15 protein-coding genes are annotated in these 16,416 nt (G+C 61.9%); 13 read left to right on the top strand and 2 right to left on the bottom strand.

Annotated features, from left to right (window positions below; all coding sequences use genetic code 11):
* Position 1: 1 nt before the first annotated feature.
* The 4 genes from NO876_RS08215 (at position 2) to NO876_RS08200 (ending at position 4,370) form a co-directional block, all read left to right on the top strand.
* Positions 2 to 907, top strand: a complete 906-nt coding sequence (locus tag NO876_RS08215; protein ID WP_256421207.1) for an ABC transporter permease — start codon at positions 2 to 4, stop codon at positions 905 to 907.
* Positions 898 to 1,773: an ABC transporter permease gene (locus tag NO876_RS08210; protein WP_256421206.1), complete on the top strand. Its 876-nt coding sequence runs from the start codon at positions 898 to 900 to the stop codon at positions 1,771 to 1,773. Before NO876_RS08215 ends, NO876_RS08210 begins: the two co-directional genes overlap by 10 nt.
* Before the next feature lie 170 nt (positions 1,774 to 1,943).
* On the top strand, positions 1,944 to 3,392 hold the full coding sequence (gene aldA / locus NO876_RS08205; protein ID WP_256421205.1) for an aldehyde dehydrogenase: 1,449 nt from the start codon (positions 1,944 to 1,946) through the stop codon (positions 3,390 to 3,392).
* A gap of 78 nt (positions 3,393 to 3,470) precedes the next feature.
* Complete coding sequence (locus NO876_RS08200; protein WP_256421204.1) at positions 3,471 to 4,370, top strand: NAD(P)-dependent oxidoreductase; 900 nt, start codon at positions 3,471 to 3,473, stop codon at positions 4,368 to 4,370.
* Positions 4,371 to 4,428: 58 nt separating this feature from the next.
* Here NO876_RS08200 and NO876_RS08195 read toward each other — a convergent pair whose 3' ends face one another.
* The gene (locus NO876_RS08195) at positions 4,429 to 5,223 is read right to left on the bottom strand and encodes an MBL fold metallo-hydrolase (protein WP_256421203.1); all 795 of its coding nucleotides are present in this window, start codon (positions 5,221 to 5,223) and stop codon (positions 4,429 to 4,431) included.
* 155 nt (positions 5,224 to 5,378) lie between these two features.
* Here NO876_RS08195 and NO876_RS08190 point away from each other — a divergent pair, with 155 nt between their 5' ends.
* The 5 genes from NO876_RS08190 (at position 5,379) to NO876_RS08170 (ending at position 10,654) form a co-directional block, all read left to right on the top strand.
* Positions 5,379 to 6,380, top strand: a complete 1,002-nt coding sequence (locus NO876_RS08190) for an ester cyclase (protein WP_256421202.1) — start codon at positions 5,379 to 5,381, stop codon at positions 6,378 to 6,380.
* Between the two features lie 134 nt (positions 6,381 to 6,514).
* Positions 6,515 to 7,519, top strand: a complete 1,005-nt coding sequence (locus tag NO876_RS08185) for an ester cyclase (protein WP_256421201.1) — start codon at positions 6,515 to 6,517, stop codon at positions 7,517 to 7,519.
* An 88-nt stretch (positions 7,520 to 7,607) separates the two neighbouring features.
* Positions 7,608 to 8,618, top strand: coding sequence for an ester cyclase (locus tag NO876_RS08180; protein ID WP_256421200.1), 1,011 nt, complete (start codon positions 7,608 to 7,610; stop codon positions 8,616 to 8,618).
* 362 nt (positions 8,619 to 8,980) lie between these two features.
* Positions 8,981 to 9,970: an ester cyclase gene (locus NO876_RS08175; protein WP_256421199.1), complete on the top strand. Its 990-nt coding sequence runs from the start codon at positions 8,981 to 8,983 to the stop codon at positions 9,968 to 9,970.
* A gap of 204 nt (positions 9,971 to 10,174) precedes the next feature.
* Positions 10,175 to 10,654, top strand: a complete 480-nt coding sequence (locus tag NO876_RS08170; RefSeq protein ID WP_103992701.1) for an ester cyclase — start codon at positions 10,175 to 10,177, stop codon at positions 10,652 to 10,654.
* Here NO876_RS08170 and NO876_RS08165 read toward each other — a convergent pair.
* Positions 10,648 to 11,418: an IclR family transcriptional regulator gene (locus NO876_RS08165; protein ID WP_256421198.1), complete on the bottom strand. Its 771-nt coding sequence runs from the start codon at positions 11,416 to 11,418 to the stop codon at positions 10,648 to 10,650. The two genes, NO876_RS08170 and NO876_RS08165, sit on opposite strands and share 7 nt — an antisense overlap.
* 460 nt (positions 11,419 to 11,878) lie before the next feature.
* On the opposite strand from NO876_RS08165, the gene gcvT reads away from it, so the two are divergent.
* The 4 genes from gcvT to gcvPB all read left to right on the top strand — a co-directional run bounded on the left by gcvT (position 11,879) and on the right by gcvPB (position 16,269).
* Positions 11,879 to 12,976 carry a glycine cleavage system aminomethyltransferase GcvT gene (gene gcvT, locus NO876_RS08160; protein WP_256421197.1) on the top strand — a complete coding sequence of 366 codons (1,098 nt, stop codon included), beginning with the start codon at positions 11,879 to 11,881 and terminating at the stop codon, positions 12,974 to 12,976.
* Positions 12,977 to 13,079: 103 nt separating this feature from the next.
* Positions 13,080 to 13,454: a glycine cleavage system protein GcvH gene (gene gcvH / locus NO876_RS08155; protein ID WP_256421196.1), complete on the top strand. Its 375-nt coding sequence runs from the start codon at positions 13,080 to 13,082 to the stop codon at positions 13,452 to 13,454.
* Positions 13,455 to 13,459: 5 nt separating this feature from the next.
* The gene (gene gcvPA / locus NO876_RS08150) at positions 13,460 to 14,827 is read left to right on the top strand and encodes an aminomethyl-transferring glycine dehydrogenase subunit GcvPA (protein WP_256421195.1); all 1,368 of its coding nucleotides are present in this window, start codon (positions 13,460 to 13,462) and stop codon (positions 14,825 to 14,827) included.
* Positions 14,824 to 16,269, top strand: coding sequence for an aminomethyl-transferring glycine dehydrogenase subunit GcvPB (gcvPB, locus tag NO876_RS08145; protein ID WP_256421194.1), 1,446 nt, complete (start codon positions 14,824 to 14,826; stop codon positions 16,267 to 16,269). Before gcvPA ends, gcvPB begins: the two co-directional genes overlap by 4 nt.
* Positions 16,270 to 16,416 lie beyond the last annotated feature (147 nt).

The raw sequence follows: 16,416 nt of genomic DNA, 5'->3' as shown, positions 1-16,416 counted from the left end.
TATGCTGGGCGCAATCACAGACTTCACTGGCGATCTCGTCGGTCGGCCAAACCGGGTCTCGGATTGGCTGGACGAGTACCTTCCGGCCGTGCCACCGGCGGCGTACCTGCTGTTCTTCCTGATCATCCCGATCCTCTATGCGGTGTACATCAGCTTTTTCGAGTACAGCGCGACGACGATCATTTCCTGGAACTTCACCCTCGAACACTACGAGCAGCTCCTGTTCGATCCCTTCTACCAGGGACTGCTCTGGTACACGGTCAGGCTGTCGCTCATCGTGTCCGCGTTCTGCGTCTTGCTTGGGTACCCACTCGGGTACTTTATCGCAACGACCACTCCGCTGCGTCGCCAGCTGGCGCTGTTCGCGGTCTTCCTCCCACTTATGGTCGGGACGGTGGTCCGCATCTACGGGTGGATCGTTCTGTTCGCCACCAACGGCGTGATCAACACTGTCCTCCAGGATCTGCTGGGTTTCAAAATCGCTCTTCTGGGGAACACGCTGTCGGTCACAATCGGTCTAATCGGGGTATACCTCCCGCTCGTCGTCCTGCCCGTCTACTCGTCGATCGAAGACATCCCGGACTCGCTCGTCCCCGCGGCGCGAAACCTCGGCGCGAATCAGCTCCAGGCGTTCTACAAGGTGACGTTCCGCCTGAGCCTGCCCGGTCTACTCACCGGGACCATCTTCGTGTTCGTCCTGACGATGAACTCAATCGTGACTCCTGACCTGCTCGGCGGCCGTTCGGATCTGACGATGGGGCGGTTGATATACGACAGTGCCGTGAACGGTCTCAACTGGCCCTTCGCGAGCGCCGTTGGGACGATCCTGACGATCACGACGACAGCAATGGTGTACATTTACTTTTCATTCGTTCGCGACCGAATGGGGGTTTCAGAATGGGACTGATGGCGATTATGAGCGTGATTTCGACGCTCCTGACCGGCCGGAACTCGCGGTCGCTCTCGGCTCCGGCGGTCTTCGCCGGACGGGCGCTCTATTACGGGCTGCTCGGATTAGCGGTATCCATACTGGTCCTTCCGATCGTCATCGTGGTCGGGATCTCGCTCAACCCGACCCAATCTCAGGCATTTCCCCCGACAGGGATCTCCCTGCGCTGGTATCAAGAATTCATCGCGAGTTCGTTCTTCGACCCGTTCTTTTTCGTGAGCCTACCGATCGCAGTCACTACCGCCACGATCTCGACGATCCTCGGAATCCTCGCCGCGTACGTCGTCGTTCGCCGTGACGTGCCGTTCGAGAACGAGGTCGTTATGTACTTCATCTCTCCCCTCATCATCCCGCCGGCGATCATCGCGCTCGCGCTGATGATAACGCTCAATTTCAACTTCCTGAGTTTCGTTCCGACGTCCGCAAAGCTCGTCGTGGGCCACGTGGTCATCACGATCCCGTACACGTTCCTCACGGCGATGACGGCGATCGAGTCGGTCGATACCGAACTCGTCGAAGGGGCGCGAAACCTCGGCGCGACCAAGTTCCAGGCGTTCCGGAAGATAACGCTCCCGTTGATGAAAAGCGGGGTCATCTCCGGATTCCTGCTGGCGTTCATCCTCTCGTTCACGGACTCTCTGGTCGCGCTGTTCCTCTCGAGCGGGAGCTCGACGACGCTGCCGGTCGAGATATTCCTCTTCCTGCAGTACGAGTCGTCACCGCTAGTGGCGGCCACCGCATCGATTCAGATTCTCTTGGTGCTGGTCCTCGTGGTGCTGATCGGCCGCCTGATTGGCTTCAAAGCGGCCGCCGTTAGCTCCTGAGACGGGCTTCGTTCCGCTCAGATTTTCCTCATCTCCCGCTGTAGTGCAGCTCTGATCGATCTATCGTCCAGCAGCTGTGTGTCAAATGCACAGGACCTGTTCCCCGTTCGACCCCGACCGCTCCGGCCCAGAGGCTAATTATTTATTCCTGTGGTTCGACCCCTCAATGGATGAGCCAAGAGTTGAGTGATACGCCTCTCTACATCGACGGCGAGTGGCACGCACCGGCGAACGACGACAGCATTCCCGTCTCTGATCCGACTACAGGGACAGAAGTGGATTCAGTACCGTCCGCGACGACAGACGACGTCCGGCGAGCCACGGAAGCGGCGCGGGCCGCGCAACCCGAATGGGAGCGACGCCCGGCGAAGGAACGCGGTGATCTGATCCGTGAGATCGCGGACCTCCTCGAAGACCACGCCGAACCGCTGGCAGAGACGCTCGTCACCGAACAGGGAAAGACGTATTCGGTGGCGGAATACGAGATCCGCGCGGCCGCGGACATCGCACGATATATGTCGGAGTGGGACCGTCGAATCGAAGGCGACGTCGTTCCGGGAAGCGAACCGCGCCAGTCGATCAATCTGCTGCGGAAGCCCTACGGGGTTGTCGCGGGGATTATCCCGTGGAACTTCCCGATTTCCGTCTTCGTGCGGAAGTTCGCGCCTGCCCTCGTCACTGGCAACACGACAGTCCTCAAGCCGAGCGAGCTGACGCCGCTGACCACGCTCGAACTGGTCGACATCGTCGACCGCGAGGTCGATCTTCCACCAGGTGTCCTGAACGTCGTGACCGGCGGCGGCGCGGTCGGAGCCGGACTCGTAAGCGACAGCGAGGTGGATTACGTGACGATGACCGGCAACGTCGAGACCGGGAAGGCGATAATGCGTAACGCGGCGGACGATCTCACGCGGGTTTCGCTCGAGCTCGGTGGTAAGGCGCCGGCGATCGTCTGCGCGGACGCCGACGTCGAACTCGCCGTGGAGAACATCGTCGCGTCGCGGACGATCAACGCGGGACAGGCCTGCACGTGCGTCGAGCGGGTATACGTCCACTCCGACGTCCGCGATGAGTTCCAGTCGCAGTTCGTTGAAGCGATGGACGCCCTCGAGATCGGCGACCCGCGTGACGACCCCGATATGGGGCCGCAGGTGAGCGCGGGAGAACTCGAGAAGACGCAGGAAGCGATCCGAGGAGCGATCGAGCAGGGGGCAACGGTCCTGACGGGCGGTGAGTCGGTCGCAGAGCCGCCCACCTCGGGCGGTCACTGGGTGGAACCGACCGTTCTCGGCGACGTGAATCAGGAAATGGACGTCGTCAGCGAGGAGGTGTTCGGCCCGGTGGCGCCCGTCGTCGAGGTCGACTCCGTGGATCAGGCCGTCGCGTACGCCAACGACTCGCGGTACGGGCTCTCCTCGTACGTCTTCACCGAGAGCTATCGCGATGCGATGCAGATCGCGGAGGACCTCGACTTCGGCGAGACGTTCATCAACGGGAGTGGTGGCGCACAACAGGGCCACCACATCGGCTGGAACGAGTCCGGACTGGGCGGCGAAGACGGGAAACACGGCGCGCTGAAGTACACCCAGATCAAGTCGGTCTACCACAATTTCCAGTAGTGTCTGACCCTGCCGCGACGGCGACGCCGCATCTCGACTAGTCGGTACATATAATAACGGGTAGGCAGACTTTTCGATATGGTTGAGACCACTGCCGGAGTCGTCGGACTCGGCAAGATGGGCGGCAATATGGCGAAGCATCTCCTCGACGAGGGCTTCGAGGTGTACGGACACGACCTCCAGCCGGAGGCCCGCGAGACGTTTGCCGATTACGGAGGGATCGTCGCTGACAGCGGCCGCGACGTTGCCCGACGGAGCGACGTCACCATCACGAGCCTCCCGAACTCCGAGATCGTGAAGGCCGTGTATACCGGTGAGGGAGGGCTAGCGCACGAGTCTGTCGAGACAACCTTCTTGGAGATGAGTACGATCGCACCGCCGACGACCGAAGCGGTCGCCGAGGCTGTCGAGGACACGCCCGCAGAGATTCTGGATGCGCCGATCACTGGCGGACCGGAAAACTCGCGTGACGGTACTCTCACGGGCCTCGTTGGTGGAAAAGAGGCCGTCTTCGACTCCGAGCACGCACAGAACGTGTTGCAGGCCCTCTGTGCGGAGCTCCACTACGCCGGCTCTTCGGGGGCCGGACACGCGATGAAGCTGCTGAACAATACGATGTCGATGGGGAACCTGCTGCTGGCGATGGAGACCGTCGCGCTCGGCGCTCGGTACGGCATCGATAGCGAGCGCCTCTGGGACATTCTGGGGAACGCCAGCGCCACTTCGGTGGCGTTCGAAAGCCGAATGCCGCGCGTGCTCGAACGTGACTTCGAGGCGGGGTTCAGCGTCGACTTCGCGCGAAAGGACGTCGGCCTCGCCGTCGATATGGCGGATTCGGAGGATTTCCCGATGGTGATGGGAAGCCTCGTCCACCGCCTGTACACGCAGGCAAGTGACGAGGGGTTCGGTGAGGAAGACGTTGGTTCGGTCGTGAAGATGTTCGAACAGGAACTGGAAGATCAGGTCGGCGGCGAGTAACGGTCTTCGTCGAGATAGTGGAGGGTGACTTTGCCTCTCGGGACGGCTGGAGGTGACGTTACTCGTCGAGACGGCTGTACAGTTCGTCCGCCTCGATGGTCTTTCGATCGTTAGCGTGGATCGATCGACCCTCGCCACTGAAGTTCGATTCGAAGTTGACGTAGCGTTCGAGTTTTTTCGAGGCGTCTTTGAACACCGGCGTCCCGTGGTTGAGGAGCGCGACATCGAACTCGTAGTCCAGCAGTTTTTCGAGGTTCTTCTCGGCCTCGACAGCCGCCTCCGCCGGCTGATTCGTGTGTGTCGCCTGCGGCGGATGGAGGAGATACCCCGGCGGGAGACCGCGGCGGTCCGATCCCGAAACCGTGTCGGCGCAGTGGGCTATTCCCGCCTCTTCGTCGACGAGAACGGAGTTCCCGGGCGAGTGACCGGGGACGTGTACGGTCTCGAACCGGCCGATCTGTTCCTTGTCGCCGAAGAGGTGATCGGGTTCGGTCTGAATGTCGATTCCGTAGTCGTCGATCTCGACGACGTTGTCGTCCTCGGGGACCCACGTTTCCACGTCGTAGCGTTCCACTACCTCGTCGAACGCGCCGACGTGGTCTAAATGCCGGTGTGTGATGACGAGCCGTTCGGGTTCGACGCCGATCTGTTCGATGCCCTCGAAGAGGTACTCGGCGCGGTTCTGAAAGCAGGTGTCCACGAGGGTCGGTACGTCACCGGGAAGGTCGAAAAAATAGGTCCGGTGGCGCTCGCCCTGGGTGATTTCTGGCCCTTCGTCTGCGGCCTGCCAGGTGATATCGTACACGGTATCGGCGATGTCGAGCGTTCTAACGACTGGAGCAGTCTCCGACATACGAAGAGAGATTCTATCGAGCTACAAATAGCTATCGTCCCTTTCGCTGAAGGGACCTCGGCTGTCGACGTCTCTCGGCAACTTGCCCGTCGTCTATCCGGCATCCCCGAATCGTTTTTGTGACCGTGTCACAGATCCGTAGGTGGGTGTTACGAATGAGCAATGAACGCGGACAGTGCAAGCGGCGAATCCACGATTTCGCCCGTTCGGTGCGGAACACGGGAACCGATCGTATCGCAGACCTCCTGGCGGAACACTACCATCCTGACGCGGGGTGGCACGGTCCGGCTCCTTTCGACGAGTTGGCCGGGCGCGAGGAGATCCGCCAACACTACTGGGAGCCGCTCCTCGAGTCGTTCCCGGATCTCGAGCGGAACGATTACATCCTCTTTGGCGGTGAGTTCCGAGACAGTACGTGGGTGTGTGCCGCAGGCAACTTTGTCGGGACGTTCGAGAACGACTGGCTCGACATCCCCGCCACCGGGCACGCGACGTGGATCAGACACGGGACGTTCCATCGGTTCGAGGAGGGGAAAATCGCGGAGACTCGGCTCTTCATCGACGTCCTCGACGTACTGCGGCAGGCCGGTTATCAGTTCGTCCCGGCGCTCGCCCCCGAAATCGTCGCGCCAGCACCGGCGACTGTCGACGGCATCCTCCTCGATGGTGCGGACCCAGCCGAGACCGAGCGGACGCTTGAACTGGTCGAGGGGATGATCTTCGAGGGTTTGGAATCCTACGAAGACGAAGGACTCGACGGGATGGGGATGGACGAGTACTGGCACGACGACTTTATGTGGTACGGTCCCGCTGGCATCGGTTCGACCCGCGGTATCGACGGGTTTCAGGCATATCATCAGCAGCCGTTTCTGGATGCCTTCCCCGATCGGGAAGCTGACAGCGACGACATCCGACTGGCCGAGGGAACGTACTGTGCGTGGACTGGCTGGCCGAGCTTGGAGGCGACACACCTCGGCGACGGGTGGCTGGGACTCCCTGCGACGGGCAAATCAGTCGAGATGCGGGTTATGGACTTCTGGCGCCGCGAGGGGGATCTGCTCGCAGAAAACTGGGTGTTCATCGATATGATCGACTTGCTCGACCAGATTGGCGTCGACGTTCTCGAGCGGGTGCGGAACGACCGGCAGTATCTCTAAACGGCGCTAGGTTATCGGCCGTCGACCCGGAGTCTGAAGCAGCGCTCGAACGAGTCCATATGCGCGTCCGATAGTGTTTTATCATATCCGCGAGGACCATAATCCAGTCGGTGAGAGCTATGGCAACACAAAGAATGGAAAATAAACAATCAGTACACGAGTTCTCCAGTCGTGTTCACGAGACGACTGCAGACGGCATCGAGGATCTACTTGCCGAATACGTCGACGAGGACGTCGAGTGGCACGGTCCGGCACCGATCGACGAACTCGCGGGCCGGGCTGAACTGGTCGAAGAGTTCTGGCGGCCCTTGCTGCGAGCATTCCCGGATCTCGAGAAGAACGACTACGTCCTGTTCGCCGGGGAGTTCGAGGGCGACGAGTGGGTCTGTGCGACCGGCAATCTCGTCGGGACGTTCGAGAACGACTGGCTCGACATCCCCGCGACCGGACACGCGACGTGGCTCCGATACGGCGAGTTCCACCGGTTCGAGAACGGGAAGATCGCCGAGACGCGAACCATCGTCGACGTGCTGGACGTGCTCCGGCAGGCCGGCTACCAGTTCGTTCCGTCTCTCGCGCCGGAAGTGATTATTCCGGGCCCGACGAGTCAGAACGGTGTCCTGCTCGAACCGCAGGACGAGGAGGATTCCCGACAGACGATGGAACTGGTGGAGGGGATGTTGTTCGACGGGCTGAATTCCTACGAAGAACAGGGTCTGGAAAATATGGGTATGGAGCAGTACTGGCACGAGGACTTTATGTGGTACGGACCGGCCGGCATCGGGAGTACCAGGGGGATCGACGGATTCCAGGAGTTCCATCAGAATCCGTTCTTGGAGGCGTTCCCCGACCGGGAAGTTGGACACCACGACGCGCGCCTCGCCGAGGGGAACTATTGTGCCTCGACTGGATGGCCAGCAGTTGTGGGGACTCATCTGGGCGACGGGTGGCTGGGACTGCCAGCGACCGGGAACTCGACAGATATGCGGGTTATCGACGTCTGGCGACGGGAGGGTGACCTCCTCGCGGAGAACTGGGTGTTCATCGATATGATCGACCTGCTCGACCAGCTCGGTGTCGACGTGTTTGAACGTCTACGCGAGAATCCGCGGTCTGTTCGGCGGTCCTCCGCGCCATAACTTGGAGAAAGTACGCGCTCGGACGCACCACCCCGTACGATAGTTTCATTTTCCGTGTGAGTGGTTATCTTAGTCGAGGCCGAATTATATGGCAGCTGAACCTAAGCGATTAGTCCACGAGTTCTCACAGTGCATCCACGACGTGACGGCAGAGAGTGTCGATGGCCTCCTCGACGAGTTCTACCACGATGACGCGGGGTGGTACGGTCCGGAGCCAATCAACGAGTTGAATGGTGTCGAATCGATAGCCCAAGGATGCTGGAAACCACTGTTGACTGGGTTTCCCGACCTCGAAACGAACGACTACATCCTCCTCGAAGATGAGTTCGAAGGCGAGGAGTGGGTCAGTACGGCAGGGACGTTTGTCGGTACGTTTGATGAAGACTGGCTCGGCATCCCTGCAACCGGGCATACGACCTGGATCCAGTACGGTGCACTATACCGCGTAGTGGATGAAAAAATAGCAGAGACGCGGATTCTGTTCGACGTGCTTGACGTGATGCGACAGGCGGGTTACCGATTCATCCCGGCACTTGCGCCCGAAGTCGTTCGACCAGGCCCAGCAACACAGGACGGACTCCTATTTGACGAGCAGGAAGGATCAGAGTCCAAACAGACCCTCCAGCTGGTTGAGGATATGATCTTCGAGGGGCTAGGTTCGTACGATGGGGAAAATTTGGATGTTATGGATATGGACACGTACTGGCACGAGGACTTTATGTGGTACGGGCCCGCCGGCATCGGTACCACCCGTGGCGTCGACGGGTTCCAGGAGTTCCATCAAGGGCCATGGCTGGAAGCCTTTCCCGACCGCGGAACCGGGGGGAACGCCATCCGTGTTGCCGAAGGTGACTACTGTGCGTGGACGGCGTGGCCGAGCGGTGAGACTACGCATTGCGGGGACGGCCTGTTTGGCCTCCCGAGCACCGGTGAGACAGTAACCTTCCGCGTCATCGACTTCTGGCGGCGGGAGGGCGACCTGCTGGCGGAGAACTGGGTTTTCATCGACATCATCGACTTGCTCAACCAGATGGGCGTCGACGTCTTCGGACGACTCCGCAACAATCCCGGAGCGGTTCAGTGGCCCGGGACCCAGTGAGGGATCAGAACGAGGATGTGCCGGTACGGTTCTACTACTGTCAGACGCAATCCCCTCCCCCCGGTATCAGAAAGCCACACATCGTCACATCCGACAGTACACAGCGCGAAGACCCTTATTCTATTGTTAGTAACTGGTGACGCATCCGATCGCACGCAGTCGGTCGATCGAGTGACTAGAGACGTAGAATCCCGATAGCAGTCGTTGATGAGAACAGCAGGGGTGCTCGCTGATATAACTCGTGGTGCTTCCCACGTCGTGGATGCTCGACCCGACCCATTCGATGGACTTCGGCGATCTCACCAGGCACTGCCGACCGGTACTTATTTTACCGTGTTACGCTCCACCTTACGTGTGAGCCAATGACGAGCGAACGCAAGCGGTTAGTCCACGAGTTTTCACAGGAAATTCACGACGCGACTGCGGAGAATGTTGGGGACCTCCTCGCAGATTATTACCACGCCGACGCGGAGTGGCACGGTCCTGAGCCGATCAACGCGGTCGAGGGTACCGACGCGATAGCTGACGCCTACTGGGTGCCGCTCCTCGAATCCTTCCCGGATCTCGAAAAGAACGACTACATCCTGTTCGCCGGCGAGTTTAACGGCGGCGAGTGGGTCTGTGCGACGGGTAACCTCGTCGGGACGTTCGAGAACGACTGGCTCGACATCCCCGCGACCGGACACGCAACGTGGCTTCGGTACGGTGAGTTCCACCGCGTGGTCGACGGACAGATCGCCGAGACCAGGCTGCTCGTCGATATGCTGGACGTGATGCGGCAGGCCGGCTATCAGTTCGCCCCGGCGCTCGCTCCGGAAGTCGTGATCCCGGGCCCGATGACGCAGGACGGCGTTCTCCTCGACGAACAGGACGATGAGGAATCCGAAAAGACCCTTCAGGTGGTCGAAGGGATGATCGACGGCCTCCACGACTACGAGGAGGAGGGCCTCGACGGGATGGGCCTCGAGAAGTTCTGGCACGAGGACTTTATGTGGTACGGGCCGGCAGGGACCGGTACCACCCGAGGTATCGACGGTTTTCAGGAGTATCATCAGGCTCCGTTTCTCGAGGCGTTCCCCGACCGCGAGGGTGGTGATCACGTCGCCCGGTTCGCCGAAGGCAACTACTGCGCATCGACGGGGTGGCCGTCCGTTAGAGCGACACACCTCGGCGACGGATGGATGGGGCTTCCAGCGACAGAGGAGCCGGTCGAGATGCGCGTGATGGACTTCTGGCGACGGGAGGGCGAGCGCCTCGCGGAGAACTGGGTGTTCATCGACAAGATCGATCTGCTCCAACAGATGGGCGTCGACGTCTTCGACCGGCTTCGTGACGATCGACAGTATTTCTGATCCTCGGCAGACGGAGACGCTCCGTCGAACGGATTCGACCCGGATGATAGGGGATCTGGAGCCAAATGTAGCGTAATATTTAAAACACACGATGCAAACCATTCAGTAGGGTTCAGTAGTGACGCAATCAAGCCTAAAGACTGTGATAAAGTCGGATGCAGGTATCGATCACCGGATAGCAGACGCTGCCACGGGGGCGCGGCGATGACCGAAGACTGGCGCACCGCGGACGAGCTCGACGTCGAGCGGATGATCCGTCAAAGCACCAGGGAGATCTGGGACGAGAAACTCGTCGGCAAGATCTACGAGTACTACGACGACGACGTGGTCGTCCACGGCGGCGAGGGAGACATCGTCGGTTCCGAGGCGCTCGTCGAAGACACCTTGGCGCGGTTGAACGCGTTCCCCGAGACGGAGATGAACATCGAGAAGATCATCTGGGAGGGCAACCCCGAAGACGGGTACTACACCTCGATGGTGCGGACGATAACCGCCGAGAACACCGGTCCGACGGAATACGGACCGCCGACCGGGAAGACAATGGAGGACAACCTCGGTATCGCGAACTGTCTCATCCAGAAGGTCGACGGAGAGTGGAAATATGTCGAGGAGTGGATCGCCTACGACAAGATCGGCTACATCAAAGCCGTCACCGACGACGACGACCCCATCCACGACTACTGATCGCGATCACCCGGTCCATACCGTGATGCGATCTCCCGTTCGATTTGAGTTACGGCCTCACGTAACTCCGGGACGATCTGTTCCTCGGAGAGGCGGTACGGCGGCCCCGACACGTCGAGAGATCCCAGTACGCTTCCATCGGGAGTCGTAATGGCCATCCCCACGGCCATCAGTCCCTCGAGGGCTTCCTGTTGGTTGAGCGAGTAGCCCCGTTCGCGGGTCCGCTCCAACTCGTCGTAGAGTTCTTCCGCGCTCTGGATCGTGTTCTCCGTCTCCCTGGGAAGTCCCCACCGATCGAGCACCCCCTCGACTCGGTCGCGGGAGAACTCCGCGAGCATCGCTTTCCCGCTCGCGGAGTTATGCATATGGAAGTATCGTCCCACCTGGAACCCCTCCTTCGCAGGGTCGTTGTTCTCGTCGAAGATGATGACCGACCGCCCGTGCTCGGTGATGGCGAACGCGACCTCCTCGTTGAGGCGATTGCTCAGTTCGTGGGCGTGCCGTCGAACGATCTCGTACTCGGGCTTTCGGTGGCGCGCCTGCTCGCCGAGGTGGAAGAACTTGATCCCCAGGTGGAACTCGTTGCCCTCCTTCACGACGAGTTCGTGGTTGCGAAGCGTCGTCAGGTGCGCGTGGACGGTACTGTTGGCCAACCCCAGTTCCGTGGCGATCTCGCTCATTCGGGCCCCTTCCAGTCGGTCGATCGCGTCGACGATCCGGAGCGAGGTGGCGGTCGTCGTCAGTTCGCGTCCGTGTTCTGGCACGGGCCACCGTTCGCGGGGGAGATATATAAACATTCACGAGATGCGAATTTCAGTGGCACCTCGAGACGTGGTTTCGGAGGGCGGAGAGCGCTCACGGCCCAAGTAATTGTTATTTAGTCATTCTTCGGACTCTAAATTCATATTTGGCCACTTTCTGGGCGAAGTATGACCAGATGTGTACTTCCCCGATTACGCAGGGGCGAACGCTGTCTCGGCTTCGACGAAGCGATAATCGGTAAACGTGACCGTTCGAACTCCCGTCTCCGCCGGAGATACACCTCAAACGGGCTAAAAGAGTCGGATCCCGCCGCCGATCCGAACAGACCGAGACGGGATCGGAGTGTGCTGACGACAGCCACTTCGATTCACACATCGCGAAAAATACCGCGTTATAATACAACGGATACGTAATTATTTGGGCAAAAAACACATAAATACTTGTAGTTGTATGGTGTAGAGTGTGTCACCCAAGCGAACACCGCTGTACGAAGCTCACCGTCGAGCGGGTGCGGACTTCACCGACTTCGGCGGGTGGGAGATGCCGGTCTCGTTCGGCTCGATCCGGGAGGAACATCGAGCCGTACGAGAGGGTGTCGGGCTGTTCGACGTGAGCCATATGGGGCAGCTGGCCGTCGACGGGCCCGGTGCGGAGACGTTGTTGCACCGACTCACACCGAGCGACGTTCGGGGGCTCGAACCGGGCGAGGCGCAGTACTCGTGTGTTCTCCGTCCTGACGGCGTTATGCTCGACGACATCGTCGTGTACGATCACCCGAGTGAAAGTGGGTACGTCGTCGTTCCGAACGCCGGACACGACGAGGAACTGTACGGTCGACTGCGCGAGTACGCCGACCGCTGGAGCCTCGACGTCACTCTCGGAAACCGGACCACGGAAACTGGAATGATCGCGGTCCAGGGGCCCGACGCGGTCGAGCGTATCGACGAGGAGGCGGACGGACAGATCGACGGATTGGACCCGTTCTCCCTGGTGGACACATCGATCGGCGACGTCGAGTGCCTCGCCGCTCGGACGGGGTACACCGGTGAAGACGGCGTCGAGATCCTCTTTCCCGGGGAGGATGCGACGGCGATCGATCGCCTGTTCGACGACGTGCAGCGCTGTGGACTCGGAGCCAGAGACACCCTCCGGCTCGAGGCCGGGCTGCTGCTCTCCGGGCAGGACTTCGACCCCGAGGACGAACCGCACGACCCCTTCGAGGCCGACATCGGATTCGTCGTCGACTTCGACGACGAGGACTTCGTCGGTCGGTCGGCCTTAGAACAGGTTCGGGACGATGGCGTCGACGAGCGGATCGTCGGACTGCGTCTCGAAGAGCGGGCGATTGCTCGCCACGGGTACGAGATCTGCGACGACGGCGACCCCGTCGGTCGAGTGACGAGCGGGACGATGAGTCCCACGCTCGGGATCCCGATCGCGCTCGGATACGTCGACGCCGAATTCGCATCCTCCGGCACCGGCCTCTCGGTCTCGGTCCGCGACCGGTCTGTCGACGCGACCGTCGTCGGCACGCCGTTCCTCGAATCGTGCGGCGAGTAACGCGCACCGAACGCTCTCACAGCAACAGAGCCGATGACGAACGACGCGCGCAGCGAACCTCAGAGACAATGACGAACGACAACCCCCACGAAGCTCAGAGACAATGACGAACGAGACGCCCGACGACTTACAGTACACCGACTCACACGAGTGGATCGATGACCGCGGAGATGCCCGGCGAATCGGGATCACCGACTTCGCGCAGGACGAACTCGGCGACGTCGTGTTCGTCGAACTCCCGGAGGAGGGCGAGTCCCTCGAAAGCGGGACGGCCTGCGCGGTCGTCGAGAGCATCAAAGCGGTCTCGGACATCTACACCCCGGTTTCGGGAACAGTGACCGCGACCAACGACGACGTTCTCGACCGACCGGAGCTGCTCAACACCGATCCGTACGGCGAGGGGTGGCTCTTCGAGATCGACGGACAGGTACCTGACGACGCGCTCGACGCGGACGACTACCGCGAGCAGACCGAATGACGACAATGCAACGAATCCAACACGACCGAACGGACGGGTCGCACGAACCGAACGAATCGAGTCCCTTCGCCCCGCAGACGCCGCAGGAAGTGGAGGCGATGCTCTCGGCGATCGACGCCGATAGCGTGGAGGAACTGTTCGACGTCCCGGAGGCGGTCGCCTTCGATGGCGACTTCGACGTCGAGGCGAAATCGGAGTACGAGGTCAGAAGCGAAATCGAGGATCTGCTCGGACGGAACGCCGATCGGACCGAGTTCCTCGGGCGCGGCCACTACGACCACTACGTGCCGTCGGTCGTCGACTACCTCTCGCTGCGCTCGGAGTTTCTGACCTCCTACACGCAGTACCAACCGGAGACCTCCCAGGGGTTCCTCCAGGCGCTCTTCGAGTTCCAGTCGATGATCGTCGAACTGACCGGCCTCGACGTCGCCAACTGCTCGATGTACGACGCCGCGACCGCGCTCGGCGAGGCGGCCCTGCTCGCCGCGCGGGTCAGAGACACCAGTGGCTCTCGCGTCCTCGTCCCCGAGACCATCCGCTCGGAGCGGCGAAGCGTGTTGGAAAATTACGCCGACGGCGCGGAGTTGACAGTGGAGACCTATCCGCTGGACGCGGGGAACACCGACCTCGACGCGCTCTCGGACCTGATCGACGAGGACGTCGTGATGGTGTACGCCCAGTCACCGACCGCCCGAGGGGCGATCGAGGAGCGACTATCGGATGTCGCGAGCCTCGCGGACGACCACGAGGCGGCGTTCTGTCTCGGGTCGGACCCCGTCGCGTTGGCGCTCCTGAAGGAGCCGGCCGCAGTGGGCGCAGACATCGTCATCGGCGACGCGAGCGTCCTGGGTCTCTCGGCCAGCCACGGGATGGGGCTCGGCCTGTTCGCCGTCAAGGAGGGGTATCTGCGACAGGTCCCCGGACGGCTCGTGGGAACGAGCGAGACGGCCGATGGACGGCGCGCGTACACCCTGACGCTGCAGACCCGAGAGCAGCACATCCGGAAGGAACGGGCCACGTCGAACATCTGTACGAACCAGGCGTGGGTCGCGCTTCGAACGGCGATTCACATCGCCTCGCTCGGTGCGTCGGGCCTGGCGTCTCTCGCCGAGGAGTGCGTGACGATGGCGTCCGAGGCCGCGGCTCGACTCGAAGACGTCGACGGCGTCGCGGCTCCGGTCGACGACCGCCACCACTTCCGGGAGTTCGTCGCGCGCACGGAGGTTCCCGCCACAGAGGTGGTCGACGAACTGGCGGACCGAGGCTTCCTCGTCCACGAGGTCGGGGAGTTCGAGATCCAGGTGTGCGTGACGGAGACCAACAGCGCCGACCTGGACGATCTGGTCGCGGCCGTCCGGGAGGTGCTCGTATGAACTACCGACAGGCCACCTGGGAGCGCGAGACCGATAGCGGCGAATCGGTCAACGAACCGCTCCTGTCGGAAAAGCGGACCGAGACCGTCACCCACGACGACGTCGACCTCCCCGACGAGCTGGTTCGCGAAGAGCTGACGCTTCCCGAACCGGCAGAACCCGAGGTCGCGAGCCACTACACGCGGCTCTCGCAGATGACCTACTCGGTCGAACACGGCCCCTACCCGCTGGGGAGCTGTACGATGAAGTACAACCCCAAGTTCATCGAGGACGTCGCCGCGCTGGACGAGGGCTCGATCCACCCCGACCGCGCCGACGAGGACGCACAGGGAACTCTCGCGATCCTCCACGGACTCCAGGAGTACCTGGCCGAGATCGGCGGAATGGAGACTGCAACCCTGCAACCGCCCGCCGGAGCGGCGGGGGAATTCACCGGCCTGCTCGTGGCGCGCGCGTACCACCGGTCGAACGACGAGGACGACGAGCGTCGGGAGGTGATCGTGCCCGCGTCGGCCCACGGAACGAACTTCGCGAGTGCAGCGATGGCCGGCTACGACGTCGTCGAACTCCCGAGCGACGAGGACGGCCGGGTGCCCGTCGACGCGCTCGAAGCGGCCGTCGGCGATTCGACGGCGGCGCTGATGCTGACGAACCCGAACACGCTCGGTCTGTTCGAGCGCGATATCTCCGAGATCGCCGACGTCGTCCACGACGCGGGCGGCCTGTTGTACTACGACGGGGCGAACCTCAACGCGCTCCTCGGGCGGGCCCGTCCCGGCGATATGGGCTTCGATATCATGCACTACAACGTGCACAAGACGTTCGCGTCGCCGCACGGCGGCGGCGGCCCGGGGGCCGGACCGATCGGCGTCGTCGACGAACTCACCGACTTCCTCCCCGACCCGCACGTCCGCGAGACCGACGACGGGTCCTTCGAGTTCTACGAGCCCGCCGAGAGCGTCGGCAAGGTGCACGGTTTCCACGGCAACTGGCTGGTGCTCCTGAAGACTTACGCGTACATCTCCCGGCTCGGCGACGGCGGACTGAAGGACACCTCGGCGATGGCCGTCCTGAACGCGAACTACCTCGCCTCCCAGATCGATCTCGACGTCCCGTACGGGCCGTTCCACCACGAGTTCGTCGCCAGCGCCGGCGACGTCGACGCCGCGGAGTTCGCGAAGGGGATGCTCGACGAGGGGGTCCACCCGCCGACGACCAAGTGGCCCGAGATCGTCGACGAGGCGCTGATGACCGAGCCCACCGAGGCGCTGAGCAAGGACCAACTCGACGTGCTGGCGGAGGCGTTCACGGCGACCGGCCAAAAGACGCCGGAGGAGCTCTCTGAGGCGCCCACGACGACCGCTGCGGGGCGCATCGATCAGACGAGCGCCGCCCGGAACCCTCGGCTCTCGTGGCACGACGTGGAGGCAGACGATGAGTGAATTCGATACGGAAGTCCTCGTCGTGGGCGGGCCGGCGGGGTAGGTCGCTCACGACGCCCGAACCAGGTCACAGATGAGAATCCCGACCTCGACGCCATCGTCACCGGCGGTTCGATCCGGTACCACGTATGCATTTCAACCTCCTCG

It is taken from the genome of Halobellus rarus (assembly GCF_024494595.1).
In the GTDB taxonomy this organism is placed as follows: domain Archaea; phylum Halobacteriota; class Halobacteria; order Halobacteriales; family Haloferacaceae; genus Haloquadratum; species Haloquadratum rarum.
Note: the sequence above shows the minus strand (reverse complement) of the source record. Positions and strands in the feature narration are given on the sequence as shown.